Origin of the sequence: Novosphingobium aromaticivorans DSM 12444 (genome assembly GCF_000013325.1) — a bacterium.
Lineage (GTDB): Bacteria > Pseudomonadota > Alphaproteobacteria > Sphingomonadales > Sphingomonadaceae > Novosphingobium > Novosphingobium aromaticivorans.
On sequence record NC_007794.1, the window covers coordinates 993083 to 1010825 of the forward strand.

The window sequence follows — 17743 nt, forward strand, 5'->3', positions numbered from 1 at the left end:
AACGCTTGCCGGGTAGGGACTGTGCGCATGAACGCGCGTCCCTCCCCGCCGCCTTCCGACGTATCAGCCGGCGTCGGCCTTGCCGGTCTGGTGGGCCTCGTGCTCTGGGTTCTCGCTTGCCGCCACTGGCCTGCGATTGCCGATGCACTCGCGCTGTCCGGCCCGCACGAAGTCATGAACGGCCCGTTGGCTGCGCTCATGGCGCTGTTGTTCTCGGGCGCGGGGATGGTCGGCTGGTCGCTTCTGGTCGACAAGGTCCACCTGCGCCCGACCACCGGCATCGACTGGTCCTCGCCCCGCCCCGTGCGGGATGTCGTCGACATCTCGATGACGAAGATCGCTGGCTTGTGGGCCACTTGGGCGATCCTCGGTTTCGCCTATTGCGTCGCGCGCTGGTACTGGCGCGGGCAATATGTCTTTGCGATGGAAGTGCTGGAAGCGGTCGCGCCGCTCCTGTTCCTGGGCGCCGTTCCCTACGTCCTTTGGCTGGACCGGGTCCTGGTGAATCCGCGCGACGCTTCGTGGCACTTCGGCGCCATGCTCATCGGGCGCGAGCCGTGGGACGCGGCGGAAGTGCGCCGTCACTGGCTTGCCTGGCTGGTGAAGGGCTTCTTCTGCGCCTTCATGATCTCGATCCTGCCCGGCGGATTTGCTGCCGTCGTCACGGCGGACTGGGCGGCCGTCCTGCACGATCCGGTCGCGCTCGGCACCTTGCTGATCGAGGCGATGTTCCTGGTCGACGTGCAGATCGCGATGGTCGGCTATCTGGTCACGATGAAGCCGCTCGACGCCCAGATCCGCACGGCCAATCCCCATCTGGCGGCATGGGTCGCCGCGTTGATCTGCTACCCGCCCTTCGTCCTCATGGGCGACGGCGGCGTGCTCGACTATCACTACAATGGCGCGGAATGGTCATACTGGCTGCAGGGGCACGAAGTCCTGTTGTGGCTGTGGGCGGGCGCACTCGTCTTCCTGACCGGGATCTATGCCTGGGCAACCGTGGCCTTTGGCCTGCGTTTCTCGAACCTCACCTATCGTGGCGTACTGACGAACGGCCCCTATGCCTTCACGCGCCACCCGGCCTACCTTGCCAAGAACACCTACTGGTGGCTGGCCTCGCTGCCCTTCCTGGTAACGAGCGGCTCGGCGGTCGATGCGATCCGCAACACAGTGCTCCTCGCCCTGGTGAGCGCCGTGTACTACTGGCGCGCCCGTACGGAGGAGAAGCACCTCCTTGCCGAAGACGCCAAGTACCGCGAGTATCACGCCTGGATGGCGCAGCACGGCCTGCTGACCAGCGCCCTGCGCCGCATCACCACCGCCCTCGCGCCGCGCAGGCCCGTCGCCCAGCCGGCGGAGTAGCGTCCAGCCTAAGTAGTCGTTCGAGTTGCCGTTGCCCCCGAAACGGGCCAGTTTGCGGCTTGCGGCGATCCGTAAACTCTCCCATCCCGCAATTCATGCTGGGGCAACTCCGCTGCTTTCATGGGGGGATGAAAGGTGACTGTGGTGATGTTCATTTCCATACTGGTGGCTTTTGTGGCCGGGGTCATGGTGATGCTCATCGCTGCAAACATCTATGTCGTCGTCGCAACGTTCACTCACCGGCGCAGGAAGGCCATGGAAGTGCTTTCCCACTTCTCGCGCGCCGTGATGATGCTCCGGTTGAGCGACAGCACGAATTTGTCTCGTTCCTATCGACGGGACGGGTGATCTGGAACTTCCCTATTTCGGCCAGTTGAGCATTTTCTGGACGGGCTTTCTCGGCAGCATCGTTGTCGAAGTGGGCACGATGGCCCGCGCTTGCGCAAACTTGGATGGCGGCATCCCTCAGCGCTACAAGAGTTTCATCTACCTTCCCGTGCGCTTCCTACTGGCCTTGTGCGGAGGGGCCATCGCAACGGTCTTCGACGCAAAGACCGGGCTGGTGGCCTTTTACCTTGGCGCATCCGCTCCGGTGGTCATCGATAAGCTGGCTCAGGGCGCCCTGCCTACTCTTCCGCCCGACAGTCCGGGTTAGACCGCTACCCCTTCGTCCGCCTCGAATACGCGGATGTCGCGTTCGGTCAGGCCCAGCGCCGCACGTTCCTCGGCCCAGACTTTCATGTGCTGCGTGCGGAAATGTGCGTCGAGCGCCGCGCGGTCGCGCCATTGTTCGCTCACCCGGACGAGCCCCGGGTCGATCGTGTCGCGCGAATAGGCATAGAGCAGGCAGCCGTCCTCTGCACGGGTCGCGGCGATGACCTTTTCCATCATCGGCAGCGCCGAATCGAAATTCTCGATCGGAAGGCGGAAACTGCCCATCACGATGATCACGCATGCTTCTCCTGCTGTGGCATTCGGGTGATGCCAGCAGGCCGCCATGCGATCAAATCGAAAGGACCGAAGCGCACCTTTCTGCGCGACGGGATCAGAAGCTCTTTTCCGCGTAGATCTGCGAAAGATCCCCGCCCCACGGGCCGTTGTAGAGATCCAGCAACCGCTCGGCCGGCGTCTTGCCGGTCGCCACGATCTCGTCGAGCGGCTGGAGATAGCCGGTCTCGTTGTCGCCCGCTTCGTTGAGCCGGTTGCGCGCCGAAAGCCCGCTGCGCGAGATTGCCAGCACCTCGGCCGCGATGTCGCGCAGGGTGCCGCCGCCGGGCAGGGCAGCATCGAGCCCGAGCCGGGGCACTTCCGCCCGCAGCCTTTCGCGCCCGTCCATGTCCCAGTCCTTGACCAGATCCCACGCCGCATCGAGCGCGCCCTGGTCATAGAGCAGGCCGACCCACAGCGCCGGCAGCGCGCAGATGCGGTTCCACGGCCCGCCGTCCGCCCCGCGCATCTCGAGGAACGACTTGAGCCGCACTTCGGGGAACGCGGTGGAAAGGTGGTCCACCCAGTCCGACTGGCGCGGCTTCTCGCCGGGCAGCGCGGGGAGTTCACCCTTCAGGAAGTCGCGGAACGACTGGCCCGAGGCGTCGATGTAGTGGCCGTCGCGGAATACGAAGTACATCGGCACGTCGAGCATGTAGTCGACATAGCGCTCGTAACCGAAACCCTCGTCGAACACGAACGAGAGCATGCCGGTGCGCGCCGGGTCGGTGTCGGTCCAGATGTGGCTGCGATAGGACAGGAAGCCGTTGGGCTTGCCTTCGAGGAACGGCGAATTGGCGAACAGCGCGGTCGCCAGCGGCTGGAGCGCCAGCGATACGCGGAACTTCTGCACCATGTCCGCCTCGCTCGAATAGTCGAGGTTGGTCTGGATCGTGCAGGTCCGAAGCATCATGTCGAGGCCCATCGAACCCACGCGCGGCATGTGCCGCAGCATGATCTCGTAACGGCCCTTGGGCATGATCGGCAGTTCTTCGCGCGTCTTGTCGGGCCAGAGCCCCAGTCCGAGATAGCCGAGGCCGAGCCGGTCGCCGATGGTCTTCACTTGCGCGAGGTGACGCCCGGTCTCGGCGCAGGTCTGATGCAGGTTCTCCAGCGGGGCACCCGAAAGCTCCAGCTGGCCTGCCGGTTCAAGGCTGACCGCCCCGTCCGGACCGCTCATCGCGATGACGTTGTCGCCTTCCATGATCGGCGACCAGCCGTATTCGGTCAGCGCCATCAGCAGGTCGCGGATGCCGCCGGCTTCCGTGTAGGAAGGCGCGCGCCTGTCGTCGGTACGGTAGACGAACTTTTCGTGCTCGGTGCCGATGCGCCAGGCCGACGCCGGCTTCTCGCCCTTCTGCATCGGCGCGACGAGCATGTCGCGGCTCTCGATCAGGGGATCGTTGCGATCTGAAACTTGCCGCGTGCTCATGGCGGTTTCCGTTAATGCGGCGATGCGGTTTAGGCCAGTCAAATTGTTTGCCCGGCGCGTTGCAACTCACTGTTCCCGCAATAGGTGAAATCAGCCGAACCAGTCGCCCTGCAAACCCATCCACAGGCCCATGCCGGCAATCGATGCCGTCTCGCCCCGCAGGATCCGGGGGCCAAGCGCGATGCCGACGGCGGCCGGATGCGCACGGATGGCGCTGCGCTCGGTCTCGTCGAACCCTCCTTCGGGCCCGACCAGAAGTGCTGCGGGACCACAGTGGAGCGAGAATGCCGCCGCTGCCGGAATGCCGCCGTTCTCGTCGGCAAAGAACAGTGTTCGCCCTTCCGGCCAGTCTCGCAGCAACTGGTCGAGCTTGACGGTTTCGCCCAGCGAAGGCAGCGCCGTGCGCGCGCACTGTTCTGCCGCCTCGACCATGATCGTTCGCGCACGCTCGGGGTTCAGCTTGTCGGCCACGCAGCGGCGCGTCACGACCGGCACCACGCGCGCGGCGCCGAGTTCGGTCGCCTTCTCCAGCACCAGGTCGAAGTTGGGCTTCTTCAGCAGCGCGGCGCAAAGCCAGAAGTCCGGCACCTCTTCGCGCGGCCGGGTCCGGCGTTCGATTTCCAGCACGAGGTCGCGCTTGCCGACTTCCGCCACGCGCGAAACCCACTCTCCCGTGGCATCGTCGCACAGCATCACCGCGTCGCCGGTGGAGACGCGCATGACCTTGCCCAGGTAATGTGCCTGCTGGCCGTCAACCGGCAATCGCATGCCTTGGTCGAGAGGCATCTCGACGAACAGGCGCGGTGCGCTCTTCGGTGGCCAGGCGGGGGTGGCGGACATGATGATTTCGCGCCTAGCGCATTTCATCTCACACGGTAAGGGTCGGATATGTCCGAGGTCAGTACGCAGCAGATCGTTCCCGACAGCGAGCACAAGGGGCTTGTCGCCCGCCTGCCGCAGCCTTGGCGCAATCTTGCCCTGCTCGCCCGGTTCGATCGTCCGATCGGCTGGTGGTTGCTGTTCTGGCCCTGCGCCTGGGGCCTGTTCCTCGGTGGCGGCACTTCGCGCTGGGGCATTCTGGCGTGGATGCTGCTCGGCGCGATTGCCATGCGCGGGGCGGGATGCGTCTACAACGACATCGTCGATGCCGATCTCGATGCGCGCGTCGTCCGAACCGCCGCGCGCCCGGTCGCCAGCGGCGCCACGAGCAAGCGGGCCGCGTGGATCTGGTTGCTCACGCTCTGCGCGGTGGGCCTCGTCGTGCTCCTGCAACTGCGCCGGGAAGCGCAACTCGTGGCGATCGGCAGCCTTGCCCTCGTCGCCGCCTATCCCTTCATGAAGCGGATCACCGGATGGCCGCAGGCATGGCTCGGCCTGGTCTTTACATGGGGCGCCCCGGTCGGTTGGGTCGAGGCCACCGGCTTCGACCGCCTCGGGCCGCTCGCTGCGCTCTATGCCGGATGCTGGGCATGGTGCATGGCCTACGACACGATCTATGCCCTGCAGGATCGCGAGGACGATGCCATGGTCGGCATCGGTTCTTCGGCGCTTTCGTTCGGCAGCTACGTACGCGCGGGCGTCGGCGGGCTTTATGCCATGGCGTTGCTGTGCTGGGCGGGGGCGGTCTGGCTGGTCCGCGCCGATCCGCTGGCCCTGCTCGCGCTGCTCCCGGTCGCCTGCCACCTGGCATGGCAGGTGCTGACGCTGAAGGAAGACGGGGCGGACCCACTGGCCAAGTTCCGCTCAAACCGCTTCGCCGGTCTGCTGATGGCCGCGGCCTGCTATGTCGTGGGTGCGGCCTGATCGCCGAACAGCGCTTCGTGGCGCGCCTCTATCGCGGGCCACAGCGTGACGGCCTCGGGCACGTCGAGCAGGAACAGGTCGCGCAACGCCTCGGCCAGTTCGTCGGCCGAGCCCAGCTCCCGCCGTTCCTCTCCGCCGGCCGTCACCACGGACAGGACCTTGCCGCGCAGCATCAGGTACTGTCCCGCGTCGCGTCGCTGCACCGTAAGGTTCTGGACGAAGACCGATGCCGGGTCATTGGCCTGCCAGTGGCACATCCGTGACAGAAGATCTTCGTCGGCCGGGGCGGCGTGGAAATCGTAGGACATAGCCGTCGTGCCGATGGTGGCGGAAAGCCGCCACATTCCATCTTCCAGCGTTCCGAGGCTGACGGGAAGGGGATCGTGGACCCAGGTCCCTGTCTCCAGCGGAAGCGGTGCCCCGATCCAGCTTCCGAACCCGGCGTCGACGAGGCGCGGCCCCTCGCATTCTACCAGCAGGCACAAGTGCGAACCCATTGCCGCATCGCCCCTGACCTCGCGCATCACGCCCGCGCTCATCCGCGTGACCGCGAAACCGATCGCCCTCAATGCCGCTGCCAGCACCCCGTTGTGTTCATAGCACCATCCGCCGCGCCGCCGTTCCACCAGCTTTGCAAAGGCCGCGCGCGGATCGGTCGAGAGAGGGCGGCCAAGCTGGGCGTCGAGGTTCTCGAACGGGATCATCCTGACATGAGCCTGCACGATCCGGTCAAGCGTGGCGAGATCGCGTCGAGGCTCGTCGTCGAACCCGATCCGTTGCAGGTAGGCAGCAAGTTCCTCGGCCGACAACGCTTCATGCAGCATAGCTGACCACCTCGAACTCGATGCCGTCCCAGTCGTAGAAGTAGAACCGTCGGCCCGGCTCATAGTCGGCGTGGTTGAACGGCTCCAGCCCAGCCTGCTTCACCGTGCTTTCGGCAGCGTCCAGGTCGTCCACCTCGATGCCGATGTGCTGCAACGGCACGCCCTTCTCGAAGCGGCCTTCGTGCCCGCCGGGCGGGGCGTAGAACACGATGTACTGGTCGCGGGTGCCGAGATGGATGGAAAATCCATCGTCGATTGCCGGCCCGCGCCACCGTTCCTGCCAGCCGCAGAGCGCGGTGAAGAAGGTGGCGGACCGTTCGGGGTCGCTCACGCGGATATTGACGTGTTCGAGGCGGGCAGCGGGCATGGGTTCAGCCTTTCCTTGGCAAATCGGATGAATCGATGCTTGCCAATCTGCAACCTCAAGTTAGCTTGAGATCAAGGATTTTCGACCGCAATCCGAAAAATTCGGTGGGATTTCTGAAAAGAGGGTCGCACTCGCGCAGATTGAAGGACGCATGAACCGCAACGATCTCATTCCGATCGGCACGCTCTCACGCCGCACCGGTCTCGCCGTCTCGGCCATCCGTTATTACGAGGAACGGGGCTTGATCTCGTCGATCCGGACAGGTGGCAACCAGCGTCGTTTTCTGCGTTCGGACATCCGGCGCCTCAGCTTCGTCCAGATCGCCCAGCGGCTGGGCCTCGGTCTTGCAGAGATCGAGCGCGAACTCGCCGCACTCCCGCAGGGGCGTACGCCCAACGTGCTCGATTGGCAGCGGATAAGCCGCTCGCTCCGCAAGGAAATCGACAGCCGCATCCAGTTGCTCACGCGTACCCGCAACAAGCTCGACGAGTGCATCGGTTGCGGCTGTCTCAGCCTTGAACGCTGCCAGCTCTACAACAAGGACGACCGTGCCTCCGCCTCGGGGCCGGGGCCGCGATACGTGCTTGATTAAACGGCGCTTTCCAGAAGCTCCACCGCGCCGCCCAGGTCGACGCTGACCAGCCGCGAAACGCCGCGTTCGACCATGGTCACCCCGAACAGGCGGTGCATCCGGCTCATCGTCACCGCGTTGTGCGTGACGATCAGGTAGCGCGTGCTGGTTTCCTGCACCATCGCGTCGAGCAGGTCGCAGAAGCGCTCGATGTTGGCGTCGTCGAGCGGCGCGTCGACTTCGTCGAGGACGCAGATCGGCGCCGGGTTCGTCAGGAACAGCGCGAAGATCAGTGCGACTGCGGTCAGCGCCTGTTCGCCACCGGAAAGAAGAGTCAGCGATTGCAGGCGTTTGCCGGGCGGCTGGGCGAAGATCTCGAGGCCTGCGTCGAGCGGGTCGTCGCTGTCGACCAGCGCGAGATGCGCCTCGCCGCCGCCGAACAGGCGCGCGAACAGGCGGCGGAAGTGGCCGTCGACGGCTTCGAACGCGGCGCGCAGGCGTTCGCGGCCCTCGCGGTTGAGGTTGCCGATCGATCCCCTAAGTCTATGAACGGCCTCGGTAAGTTCGGCCTGCTCGGCAATCGAGGTGCCATGCCGCTCCTCCGCCTCGGCCAGTTCGTCGGCAGCGACAAGGTTCACCGGACCGATCCGCTCGCGCTCCGCGACGAGGCGGTCCATGGCGGCGGACTCGTCCCCGGCCGCAGCGACCTCTGCCGAGGCGAATCCGAAGCGTTCGGGCAGGAGCGGGGGCGGGCATTGGAACCTTTCCCCTGAAATTCCAGCCATTTCCTGCCGCCGCGCATCCTCGTTCTCGGCGCGGGCAGTGGCGCCGGCGCGGGCCTCGCGCGCGGTGGCGAGGGCTTCATTCGCGGCGGAAAGGGCGCTATCTGCTTGTTTCGACGCGCTTTCTGCTTCTGCGAGTGCGGTTTCGGCAGCGGCAAGGTCGGTGGCAAGGCGCTGGCGGATCGTTTCGCCCTGCTCGATTTCCGCAATGAATCCAGCGGGTTTGACCGCCGACACAGCGCGCTCGGCTTCAAGCTCCTCGCGGCGGCCGGTCATTTCCGCCAGGCGCTTGGCGGCGTCGCCCGCGCGGGCCTGCCAGGCGCGGATGTCGCCTTTGATGCCTGCAAGCCGTTCTTTTCCAACGGCAATCTGTTGTTCGATGGATGCCGCCGCAGCCGACGCGGACTGGAGCGAGGTGCGGGCCGCGTCGTTGCGGGCGCGGGCGGCGTCGAGCGCGGCGCGGCCGGCGGCCGGGTCGGGGAGGCTGCTTCGCTTGTCCTCGGCTGCCGAAAGCTCTGCCTGCGCGGACTGGCGTTGCTCCGCCAGGTCTGTCTGAGTTCTTGAAATTTCAGCTTTTCTCTGGTCGAGCCGGGCGCGCGCCGCCTCTGCCGCGTCGAGCGCGCGCAACGCCGCACGTTCGGCATCGGCGGCGGCGGAGAGCGTTTTTTCCGTCTGCGACAGCGTGACCTGAACGGCACCTAAAGTGACACGAACGTCCTCGAACCCGGCCTCGGCGGCCGCAAGTGCCTCGCGTCGGGCCGGTAGAAGTGCCTGCAATTCGGCCAGGCGGTTCTCCGCCTCGAGCGCCGCAGCTTCTGCCGCGCCTTCGCCCCGCGCGACGAACCCGTCCCACCGACGCAGCCTGCCCGACCGGGTGACCAGCCATTCTCCCGGACGTAGGACTTGCCCCTCATCCGCTTCGGCGACGCGCACCAGGGCAAGGCGGGCGGCGAGTTCGGGCGGGCAGGTGGGAATATGGCGGACCAGCGAATCCGCGAGCGGTTCCGGCGCCTCGGCCCCTGTCCAGAAGCGCCCTTCGGCATCGGCGGGCGCCGCGCCGACCGGGGCGGCCGCATCGCGACCGAGGACGGCGGCGAGGGCGCGTTCGTAGCCTGCTGCGGCGCGGGTTCCGGCGATGGCGGCCTTGCCCAGGCCCTTGGCGGCGGCCGCCTTTTCGCGCGCGGCCTTGTCGCGGGCGAGAGCATCGGCTTCGCGCTCCACGCCGGCGAGGTCGGCACGGGCCTGCGCCAGGGCATTGCTTGCCGCATCGCGCCGCGTGGTCAGGTCCTCTCGCTGGCGCAGGAGGTCGGCACGTTGAGCTTCTGCATCGGCGAGCGTGGCTGCGGCTTCGGCACGTTTCGCTTCCGCTTCAGCGATTTGCGCTTCCGGATCGGCCTCTCGCGAAAGCGCTTCGGCCTGCTGGGCAAGCCGCGTCGCGTCGGCATCGAGCCGCGCCAGACGCTGGCGGGCGGCGGATACGGCGGCTTCGGCAACGCGCCATTCGGCATCGATGCCGGCTTGTTCCGCAACACGCTGCGCAAGCGCGACTTCGGCCGCGCGGGCAGCGCGGTCGGCGTCGTCGACCGCTGCCGCAAGGGTCGGCCTGCGCGCCTCGTCGCCCGCAAGGGCAGTTTCGGCGGCGGCCAGGTCCTGTTCGAGGCGGGCCATGGCGGCGGCGGCGTCCTCGGTCAGGCGGTCGGCGCTGGCGCGGTCCTCCTCGATCCGGGAAAGCTGGCGGTCGATGTCCCTGAGGCGCTGCTCTGCGGCTTCGAGCTGCGCGGTGAGCGAGGCCATGCGCTGGCCATGGGCGGCGGCGTCCTGGCGGCGGTCGAAGAGATCGTCGCGCGCTTCGGCGAGCGTCGCGGCGGACTTGTGCTGCGCGGCCTGCGCCTGGTTGGCGAGGAGCGCCGCGGCCTTTACCGCGTCTTCAGCCGCAACAGCTTGTTTTCGCGCGGCTTCCGCCGCAGCGGCGGCATCGCGCCAGCGGGCGAAGACGAGCCGCGCTTCGGCCAGCCGGATCTTCTCGCTGACCGCGCGATAGCGTTCGGCCGCCCGCGCCTGCCGACGCAACGTGGCGATCTGGCTTTCGAGGCCGGAGAGGAGATCGACGAGCCGGCCCAGATTGGCCTCGGTCGCGCGCAGCTTCTGTTCGGCGTCGCGGCGGCGGACGTGGAGACCGGCGATGCCCGCCGCCTCTTCCAGCATCATCCGGCGTTCGGCGGGCTTGGCGGCAATGACCGCGGCAATGCGGCCCTGGCTGACGAGCGCGGGGCTGTGCGCGCCGGTGGCGGCATCGGCAAAGACGAGCGCGACGTCCTTGGCCCGCACGTCCTTGCCGTTGACCCGGTAGGCCGATCCCGCCCCCCGCTCGATCCGGCGGACCACTTCGAGTTCGCCGCCGAACGGACCGGACGGGTCCGTCTCTGCCGTCAGCATGACTTCGGCGAAGGCGCGCGCGGGGCGGGTGGCGGTGCCCGCGAAGATCACGTCCTCCATGCCGCCCCCGCGCATGGATTTGGGCGAACTTTCGCCCATGACCCAGCGGATCGCTTCGAGGAGGTTGGACTTGCCGCAGCCGTTGGGGCCGACGACGCCGGTAAGGCCGGGTTCGATGCGCAGTTCCGCAGGCTCGACAAAGCTCTTGAAGCCGGAGAGCTTCAAGCGCCTGAACTGCATCATCGTGCCCCCCTCAGCACCGCGGCGCCCCCCGGCGCCCCTTAGCGGGCGCCTGCCTTCTGCAGCATGGGCTCAAGTTCTGCCCAGGTGGCGACGCCGGTCTTGCTGCCGTTGAGGAAGAAGGTGGGCGTGCCGGTGATGTCGTATTCCTTGCCCCACTGGTCGTTCACCGTGGCGAGCCTGGTCGCCTTGGCGGTGTCGGCAAGGCAGGTCGCGCCCTGGGCGGCGGCGATGCCGCGCGAGGCGAAAAATTCGCTGAGGCCGCCCAGCTGGGCGATACCGGCGAAACGCTTTTCGGCCGGAAGGTTGGAGATCTGCTGGAACGCAGCCTCGTCCTTCTGGAGGTTGCTGAACATGTTCGGCTGCCATGCCCAGAACTGTTCCGACAGCGGAATGACGGCTTCGGGTGCGCCGCAGGTGGCCAGCAGAACGGCGGGCATGTCGAGCGCGTTCAGCAGGAACAGGCGCAGTTCATAGGAGACGCGACCCGAGGCGATGTATTCGTCGCGCAGCTTGGGGAAGCCCTTTTCGGAGAATTCCGCGCAGTGCGAGCACGAGAGCGCGCCGAATTCGATCAGCTTGATCGGCGCATCGGGATTGCCGAGAAGGTAGCCGCCATCGGGCGTGACCGAGAAGGTTTCGGTCCAGGCCTTGCCTGCGGGCGCGGGGATCTTTGCGATGGGTTCGGCGCTGGCGACTTCGCCCCCGGTTGCATCGCTCTTCTTGTCGCAGGCGGCAAGGCCGAGGGTCAGCGGCAGGGCGGCAAGCATCAGGGCGCGGGCGAATTTCATCGTCAGAGGTATCCCGTTGTGTGAATTGCGCCAGACGCTAGCCCATTGCGGCGGGGGATTGAAGGGGCTGGCACGGAGGTTGTGGAAGGAATCTGGCGCAGTGCCGCCGCCCTTCGGCCAGATCTGCGCGAACGGACGTGGATGAGGTTCGCCGGGGGCAGTGTGGCCGGAGTTCGGGGGAAGGGTCGTCCTCGAAGGGTGACCGTTACTGGGCAGCGCCGAAGGCGGAGCGGACGGCCGGAATGGGGTGGGAAGAGGACATATCCTCCACCAACCCCCCGTCGCCCCGTGCTTGACACGGGGCTTGGCTTTTCTTGCGACCCCGCGTTTGGCATGATGGCCGGATGGAAAAGGGTGGCTGGGTCTACATCATGGCAAACCGCTATCGTGGCGGGATGTACGTTGGCGTTACCTCCGATCTCGTTCGGCGCGTGTGGCAGCATCGTGAAGGTGTAGGCTCAAGCCACGTGGACGACTTTGGAAAGACGAGGCTGGTCTACGCCGAGCGCCACGAAGAGATCGAACCCGCCATCGCCCGCGAGAAACTGGTCAAGAAATGGCGCCGGGAATGGAAATTCGCGCTGATCGAAGCAGGCAATCCCGATTGGTTGGACCTTTGGGAGCAGTGGTATCCGGCGGCGATTGCTTTGCGGGGCGTCGTTGAAAGGTAGCCAAGCCCCGTGTCAAGCACGGGGCGACGAACGTGTTGCGTTGCGGTGGCGTTCACGTCCGCTTCGGCGTCGTGCCCGGAACGTCCGTTTCCAGTGAAAGGCGGCGGATAGCGGACGGTCGGTCACGACGGCGCCTGTCCACGCATCGCGGAGCGGCAGCATTCCCTGCTGACGCTCAATTTGTCGAAGCAGGCCGGCGCCGGCGCAGGGGTCAGTTGAGGCGAGCGAGGATCTGGGGGCGGAGGGAGGCCCAGTCGTGGGTGCCGGCGAGGAGGATGCCGTCGATCATGAAGCTGGGCGTGCCCGATACGTTGTACTGGTTGATCGCCTCGTCGGTTTCGGCCGCGAGCTTCTTGGCGAGAGCTTCGTTCGAAAGGCAGCGGTCGAGCGTCGAGCGGTCCATGCCCCGCGCGGCCATGAAGTCGTAGAACCTGAAATCGCTGGCGATGGCGCGGGTGCGGGTGGCGAAGGTGCCGTTGAACCAGCGCTGGCGTTGCGCCTCGGTCGAGTTGGCGAGCGGGCCGATCCACTGGGCCTGGCTGCGCATGAAGGCGGTGTGCAGGGTGAAGAAGCGGCTGGGCGGCACGCAGTTGGTGATGAGCGCCACGGTCATGTCGATCGGATCGCGCACGAAGTTGCGCACCTCGATCGCGCCCTTGCCCGGCTGGACCATGCCGATCTTGAGCTGCCCTTCGGATTCGATCTCGAAGTGCGAGCAATGCGGGCAGGTGTAGCTGACGAATTCGACGAGGCGCAGTTTTGCCGCGGGATTGCCGAGCAGGTGGTGACCATCGGCCGTCACGGTAGAGGAGGCCACCCAGTTCGCGCGGGGGGCGGGCTTTGCGGGCTTGCCGGCGCCCATGAGAAGCACGGCTGCGCCCGCCGCGATCATGGTGCCCGCGATTGCCCTTATGCTTTTGCCAATCATCCGACCTTGTCCCCCTTGGCTGCGATGTCGAGGCTGCGCGCCAGCGATTCCAGTACCGTGCGCAGTTCCGGGTCACCGATATCGCGCAGCGAATCCCCGAGTTCCATGGGTATCGGCTTCAGCGACGGCGGCGCGGTGCGCGGCCCGTCCTTGGCCTTGGGCGCCTGAACGACGCCTTGCCGGATCTTGACCCTGGCCACGGCTCGATAGCCGAAGAAGCGGTTAACGCGATCCATGATTTCCGGAACGACATGCTGGATGATCGGCGCGTGCGCGGGGCTGACGACGAGTTGCAGGATGCCGTCGGACTTTTCGCCCGGCGGAAAGCGGATCGCTTCCGGCATGCAATGGCGCGCGTGACGTTCGCCCACGATTTCGGGCCAGCGGGTGACGACGCTGGACTGGACGAAGCCGAAGCGGCGGAACGCGGTGCGGCCGATGGCCGGCATCAGATCGGCGATCTGGCGCGCTTCCCCGCCGCGCTGGCGTTCGAACGGCTTTCCTGCCGTGCCGCCGGCGGCCTTGCGGGATTTGCGTTTCGCGGCGTCCGAAGGGGTGCTTTCCATCTTGCCCGCCGCCATGCCATAGCGGCGCGATGCAGGCCAGAGGACAAGCCACAGCCAAGTTCGATCCGCAGGCGATCGCGCCCGCCTTGCTCGACTGGTACGATGCCCATGCACGCAAGCTGCCGTGGCGGCGGTTGCCGGGAGAAGCGCGGCAGGACCCCTACCGGGTGTGGCTGTCCGAGGTCATGCTGCAGCAGACGACCGTGGCGGCGGTGGGCCCCTATTTCGAGAAGTTCACGCGTTTGTGGCCGACGGTTGGCGACCTGGCGGCGGCGGACGACGGCGATGTCATGGCTGCCTGGGCCGGGCTGGGTTATTATGCCCGGGCCCGCAACCTGCTGGCATGTGCGCGGGCGGTGGCGGCCATGGGCGGGACTTTCCCCGATAGCGAGGACGGTCTTCGCGCGCTGCCCGGACTGGGCGAATATACGGCGGCGGCGGTGGCTGCGATCGCGTTCGGCCGTCGGGCGGTGGTGGTCGATGCCAATGTCGAGCGCGTCATTGCCCGGCTTTTCGCCATCGATGAGCCCTTGCCGGCGGGGAAAGCGGCGATCCGGCTGGCGGCGGGGCAAGTGACTCCGGAGGAGCGGGCGGGCGATTTCGCCCAGGCGATGATGGACCTTGGCGCTACGGTGTGCACCGCGCGGTCGCCCCGGTGCATGTTGTGTCCACTGCGCGAACATTGCCGCGCGCTTGCCGAAGGTGCGCCCGAGCGCCTGCCGGTGAAGGCCGCGCGCAAGGCAAAGCCGGTGCGGCAGGGGCGCGCCTACTGGATCGAGCGCGAGGGCAGGGTGCTGCTGGTGCGGCGGCCGGGGCGCGGGATGCTGGGCGGAATGCGCGCGCTGCCCGACGACGGCTGGTCGGCGCGAGGCGACGGCGCCGACGCCATCGGCGGCGAATGGCGCGGGGGCGGCGTGGTTCGCCACGGCTTCACGCATTTCGATCTCGAATTGCAATTGATGCTTTGCGTTCAGGCGGAAGCGGCTAGTCTGCCCGGCCTGAACGATATCGAGGGAGAATGGTGGCCAGTCGACGAGATCGAGGCCGCCGGATTGCCGACCGTTTTCGCCAAGGCGGCGCGGCTGGCGATTGCCGAAAGGATTGGCTGACAAGATGCGGCAGATGGCGGTTTCAAGGCGCGGGCTGATCGGATCGCTGGGGGCGCTGGCCGGCTGTGCGCTGATGCCGCGACTGGCGTGGGCGAGCGCGGCGGCCGAGGCCCGCTTTCCGGCGGTGGCGCGGATGGTCGACGGCTATGTCTCGTCCGGCAAGCTGCCGGGCATGATCGCGGCGCTCGGCTGGGGCTCGAGCGAGGCGGCGATGGACATATCGCGCGGCGCGCTGGCCAAGGGCGGCGCGGCGGCCGTGGACATGGACAGCCTGTTCCGCATCTATTCGATGACCAAGCCGATAACCGGCATGGCCGCGATGATGCTGGTGGACGAAGGGCGGTTGAGGCTCGACCAGCCGATAGCGGACCTGCTTCCCGCCTTCGCGAAGATGCAAGTGCAGGCGGTGCCCGACGGTTCGATCTCCGACCTGAGGCCGGCGAAGACGCAGATCACCGTGCGGCACCTGCTGACGCACACGGCAGGGCTGGGCTATTCGATCATCCAGAAGGGGCCGATCCGCGATGCCTACGTGAAAGCGGGGCTGGTGCCGGGACAGGCGAGCCGGATGCCGCTTCCGGGGATGGACGCGCCGAAGCCGCTGGCCAGCCTTGCCGAGTTCGCGGACGTGCTGGCGACGATGCCGCTGGTGTACGAGCCGGGGACGGTGTGGAGCTATTCGGTGGGGCTCGACCTGCTGGGGCGGGTGATCGAGGTGGCATCGGGCAAGCCGTTCGATGCGTTCCTGGCGGAGCGGCTGTTCGAGCCTTGCGGCATGACTTCGACCTGGTTCCGTGTGCCCGCGGCAGAGGCGGGGCGGCTGACGACCAATTATGGCGTCCTTGGCGGGCTGCTGCTGCCGATCGATCCGGGCCGGTCGTCGACCTATCTCGATGCTCCGCCCTATCCGTTCGGCGGAGCAGGGCTGGTGTCCTCTCCGCGCGACTACGACCGTTTCCTGGCGATGCTGCTGGGCTTCGGCCGGATAGACGGGCGCGAGGTGATGAGCGAGGCGGCTGTGCGGCTGGGGACGAGCAATCTCCTGCCCGCAGGCACCGACCTCTCGCGCTCGTTCATCAAGGGCAACGGTTTCGGCGCGGGCGGCTCGGTCGGGCTGGGCGAGGATGCCGGGACGTTCGGCTGGGCCGGGGCGGCGGGGACCGTCGGCTTCGTAAGCTACCGGGCGGCGGTGCGGGCTGGCGTCTATACCCAGTACATGCCGTCGGACGCCTATCCGGTGCACCAGGAATTCGCAAAGGCCGTGCTGGCCGATGTAACGGGAAGGAAGGCCGCGGCCTGATGGAAACGACGATTGCATTCGCAGGCGCAGGGCTCGACCGCGCCGACCACGTCCGCGCCGATGCCGGGAAGCTCGGCGAGCTGATGAACTGGCGCGCCCGCTTGCTGAAGCTGGAAGGCATCGATCCGGTCATTTCGCCCGAGGGCGGGCTGGACTGGGGAACGCTGGCCGATGCCGATCCCGAGGCGGAGCTGGTGTTCCTGGGCCTGATGGAAGATGGCCGGGCCTGCTTTGCGCAAGTCGCGCCGTCGCTCATCGGCAGCGTCGCTCCGCCCAATCCGCGCCTGTGGGCGGCGATGGGCATGCTGTCGCCGCAGGATCTTGCGATCTATGGCGGGGCGCGCAGTCTGGTCGACTGGCACGCGCGGCACCGCTTCTGCGCGCGCTGCGGCTCTGCCACGAAGCTAGCCAAGGGCGGCTGGCAGCGGTCCTGCACCAACGAGGCCTGCGAGGCCGAGCACTTCCCGCGCGTCGATCCGGTCACGATCATGACCGTGGAGTGCGAGGGCGACCTGCTGCTGGGCCGGCAGCCGCGCTTTCCGCCCCGGCGCTATTCGGCGCTGGCCGGGTTCGTGGAGCCGGGCGAGTCTCTCGAAGGCGCGGTCAAGCGCGAGGTGCTGGAGGAGGCGGGCGTGAAGGCGCGATCGGTGCGCTATGTCGCCAGCCAGCCCTGGCCGTTCCCGTCCTCGCTGATGATCGGCTGCCATGCCTATGCCGATAGCCGCGAGATCACTATCGACACGACCGAACTGGACGACGCGCGATGGTTCACGCGCGAGGAAGTGCGCTATGCCATGACCGGGGCGGAAGACGGCGCGTTCATCGCCCCGCCGCCCTTCGCGGTGGCGCATCACCTGCTCAAGTGGTGGCTCGAACAATGAGCGCGCCCGCGAGGGTGGCGCTCGACCTGTGGTCCGACGTGATGTGCCCGTGGTGCGTGATCGGACTGGCGCAGATCGACAAGGCGCTGGCGCTGCTGGGCGACGAGGTGAACGCGACGATCCGGTTCCACCCGTTCGAGCTGAATCCCGACATGCCCGACGAGGGCGAGGAGCAGGCCGCGCACATTCAGCGCAAGTATGGCCGCACGCCCGAGCAATCCGCCGGCGTGCGCGAGACGTTGCGGCAGGCGGCGGAGCGCGCGGGCTATTCGTTCGACTATGTCGGAGAGGGTGAAGCGCCCCCGGCGATGATGTGGAACACCCGGCTGGCGCACCGCCTGCTGACCTGGGCGCTGCACGACTTCGGACCCGAAAAGCAGATGCCGCTGAAGCGTGCACTGTTCGACGCGCACTTCAAGGAGCGGCGCAACGTGTCGGACCCGGAAGTGCTGGCCGCGATCGCCGAGAGCGTGGGGCTGGACCGCGTTGCGGCGCTGCGGGCGATGATCGACCCCCAGATCGACGCGATGGTCGTCGCCGGCCAGAGGCAGGCCTGGGACATGAACGTGAGCGGCGTTCCGGCGCTGGTCATCAATGGCAAGCTGATCGTGCCCGGTGCCCAGGAGCCGCAGGTCTATGTCGACCTGATCCGCAAGGTCGTGGCGCGCGAGGCGGCGGGGTTCGCCTAGGGCT

The 17743-nt window shown here is 67.2% G+C and carries 19 protein-coding genes; 10 read left to right on the forward strand and 9 right to left on the reverse strand.

The window, feature by feature from the left end; translation table 11 throughout:
- Positions 1-27 precede the first annotated feature (27 nt).
- From SARO_RS04720 to SARO_RS04730, 3 genes are all read left to right on the forward strand, one after another.
- On the forward strand, positions 28-1362 hold the full coding sequence (locus SARO_RS04720; protein WP_011444604.1) for a methyltransferase family protein: 1335 nt from the start codon (positions 28-30) through the stop codon (positions 1360-1362).
- A gap of 144 nt (positions 1363-1506) precedes the next feature.
- Positions 1507-1710 carry a hypothetical protein gene (locus tag SARO_RS04725; RefSeq protein WP_143004777.1) on the forward strand — a complete coding sequence of 68 codons (204 nt, stop codon included), beginning with the start codon at positions 1507-1509 and terminating at the stop codon, positions 1708-1710.
- Between the two features lie 25 nt (positions 1711-1735).
- Positions 1736-2017 (forward strand): hypothetical protein, encoded by a 282-nt coding sequence (locus SARO_RS04730; RefSeq protein WP_041550147.1) that lies wholly within the window; start codon positions 1736-1738, stop codon positions 2015-2017.
- Here SARO_RS04730 and SARO_RS04735 read toward each other — a convergent pair.
- The 3 genes from SARO_RS04735 to SARO_RS04745 form a co-directional block, all read right to left on the reverse strand.
- Positions 2014-2313 (reverse strand): putative quinol monooxygenase, encoded by a 300-nt coding sequence (locus SARO_RS04735; protein ID WP_041550723.1) that lies wholly within the window; start codon positions 2311-2313, stop codon positions 2014-2016. The two genes, SARO_RS04730 and SARO_RS04735, sit on opposite strands and share 4 nt — an antisense overlap.
- 94 nt (positions 2314-2407) lie before the next feature.
- Positions 2408-3781, reverse strand: coding sequence for a glutamate--cysteine ligase (locus SARO_RS04740; RefSeq protein WP_011444608.1), 1374 nt, complete (start codon positions 3779-3781; stop codon positions 2408-2410).
- A gap of 90 nt (positions 3782-3871) precedes the next feature.
- Entirely contained in the window at positions 3872-4621 is a 750-nt protein-coding gene (locus SARO_RS04745) for a 16S rRNA (uracil(1498)-N(3))-methyltransferase (RefSeq protein ID WP_011444609.1), read from the reverse strand.
- Between the two features lie 48 nt (positions 4622-4669).
- On the opposite strand from SARO_RS04745, the gene ubiA reads away from it, so the two are divergent.
- The gene (gene ubiA / locus SARO_RS04750; protein WP_011444610.1) at positions 4670-5584 is read left to right on the forward strand and encodes a 4-hydroxybenzoate octaprenyltransferase; all 915 of its coding nucleotides are present in this window, start codon (positions 4670-4672) and stop codon (positions 5582-5584) included.
- Here ubiA and SARO_RS20145 read toward each other — a convergent pair.
- On the reverse strand, positions 5563-6408 hold the full coding sequence (locus SARO_RS20145) for an arylamine N-acetyltransferase family protein (RefSeq protein ID WP_011444611.1): 846 nt from the start codon (positions 6406-6408) through the stop codon (positions 5563-5565). The two genes, ubiA and SARO_RS20145, sit on opposite strands and share 22 nt — an antisense overlap.
- Entirely contained in the window at positions 6398-6775 is a 378-nt protein-coding gene (locus tag SARO_RS04760) for a VOC family protein (protein ID WP_011444612.1), read from the reverse strand. Before SARO_RS04760 ends, SARO_RS20145 begins: the two co-directional genes overlap by 11 nt.
- A gap of 151 nt (positions 6776-6926) precedes the next feature.
- Between SARO_RS04760 and soxR the strand changes: the two genes are divergently transcribed.
- On the forward strand, positions 6927-7367 hold the full coding sequence (gene soxR / locus SARO_RS04765; RefSeq protein WP_011444613.1) for a redox-sensitive transcriptional activator SoxR: 441 nt from the start codon (positions 6927-6929) through the stop codon (positions 7365-7367).
- Here the strand turns inward: soxR and smc are convergent.
- Positions 7364-10804 carry a chromosome segregation protein SMC gene (gene smc / locus SARO_RS04770; RefSeq protein WP_041550725.1) on the reverse strand — a complete coding sequence of 1147 codons (3441 nt, stop codon included), beginning with the start codon at positions 10802-10804 and terminating at the stop codon, positions 7364-7366. The two genes, soxR and smc, sit on opposite strands and share 4 nt — an antisense overlap.
- Before the next feature lie 41 nt (positions 10805-10845).
- Entirely contained in the window at positions 10846-11595 is a 750-nt protein-coding gene (locus tag SARO_RS04775) for a thioredoxin domain-containing protein (RefSeq protein ID WP_011444615.1), read from the reverse strand.
- A gap of 344 nt (positions 11596-11939) precedes the next feature.
- On the opposite strand from SARO_RS04775, the gene SARO_RS04780 reads away from it, so the two are divergent.
- On the forward strand, positions 11940-12266 hold the full coding sequence (locus tag SARO_RS04780; RefSeq protein ID WP_041550149.1) for a GIY-YIG nuclease family protein: 327 nt from the start codon (positions 11940-11942) through the stop codon (positions 12264-12266).
- Between the two features lie 211 nt (positions 12267-12477).
- On the opposite strand, the gene SARO_RS04785 is transcribed toward SARO_RS04780, so the two are convergent.
- Positions 12478-13194: a thioredoxin domain-containing protein gene (locus tag SARO_RS04785; RefSeq protein WP_011444617.1), complete on the reverse strand. Its 717-nt coding sequence runs from the start codon at positions 13192-13194 to the stop codon at positions 12478-12480.
- The gene (locus tag SARO_RS04790; RefSeq protein ID WP_011444618.1) at positions 13191-13760 is read right to left on the reverse strand and encodes a DUF721 domain-containing protein; all 570 of its coding nucleotides are present in this window, start codon (positions 13758-13760) and stop codon (positions 13191-13193) included. The genes SARO_RS04785 and SARO_RS04790 overlap by 4 nt, the downstream gene beginning before the upstream one ends.
- 29 nt (positions 13761-13789) lie before the next feature.
- Here SARO_RS04790 and SARO_RS04795 point away from each other — a divergent pair, with 29 nt between their 5' ends.
- From SARO_RS04795 to SARO_RS04810, 4 genes are read left to right on the forward strand one after another with little or no spacing between them, the layout of a single operon-like run.
- Entirely contained in the window at positions 13790-14869 is a 1080-nt protein-coding gene (locus SARO_RS04795) for an A/G-specific adenine glycosylase (RefSeq protein WP_011444619.1), read from the forward strand.
- A gap of 4 nt (positions 14870-14873) precedes the next feature.
- The gene (locus SARO_RS04800; protein ID WP_011444620.1) at positions 14874-16169 is read left to right on the forward strand and encodes a serine hydrolase domain-containing protein; all 1296 of its coding nucleotides are present in this window, start codon (positions 14874-14876) and stop codon (positions 16167-16169) included.
- Entirely contained in the window at positions 16169-17050 is an 882-nt protein-coding gene (gene nudC, locus SARO_RS04805; RefSeq protein WP_011444621.1) for an NAD(+) diphosphatase, read from the forward strand. Before SARO_RS04800 ends, nudC begins: the two co-directional genes overlap by 1 nt.
- Entirely contained in the window at positions 17047-17739 is a 693-nt protein-coding gene (locus SARO_RS04810) for a DsbA family oxidoreductase (RefSeq protein WP_011444622.1), read from the forward strand. The genes nudC and SARO_RS04810 overlap by 4 nt, the downstream gene beginning before the upstream one ends.
- Positions 17740-17743 lie beyond the last annotated feature (4 nt).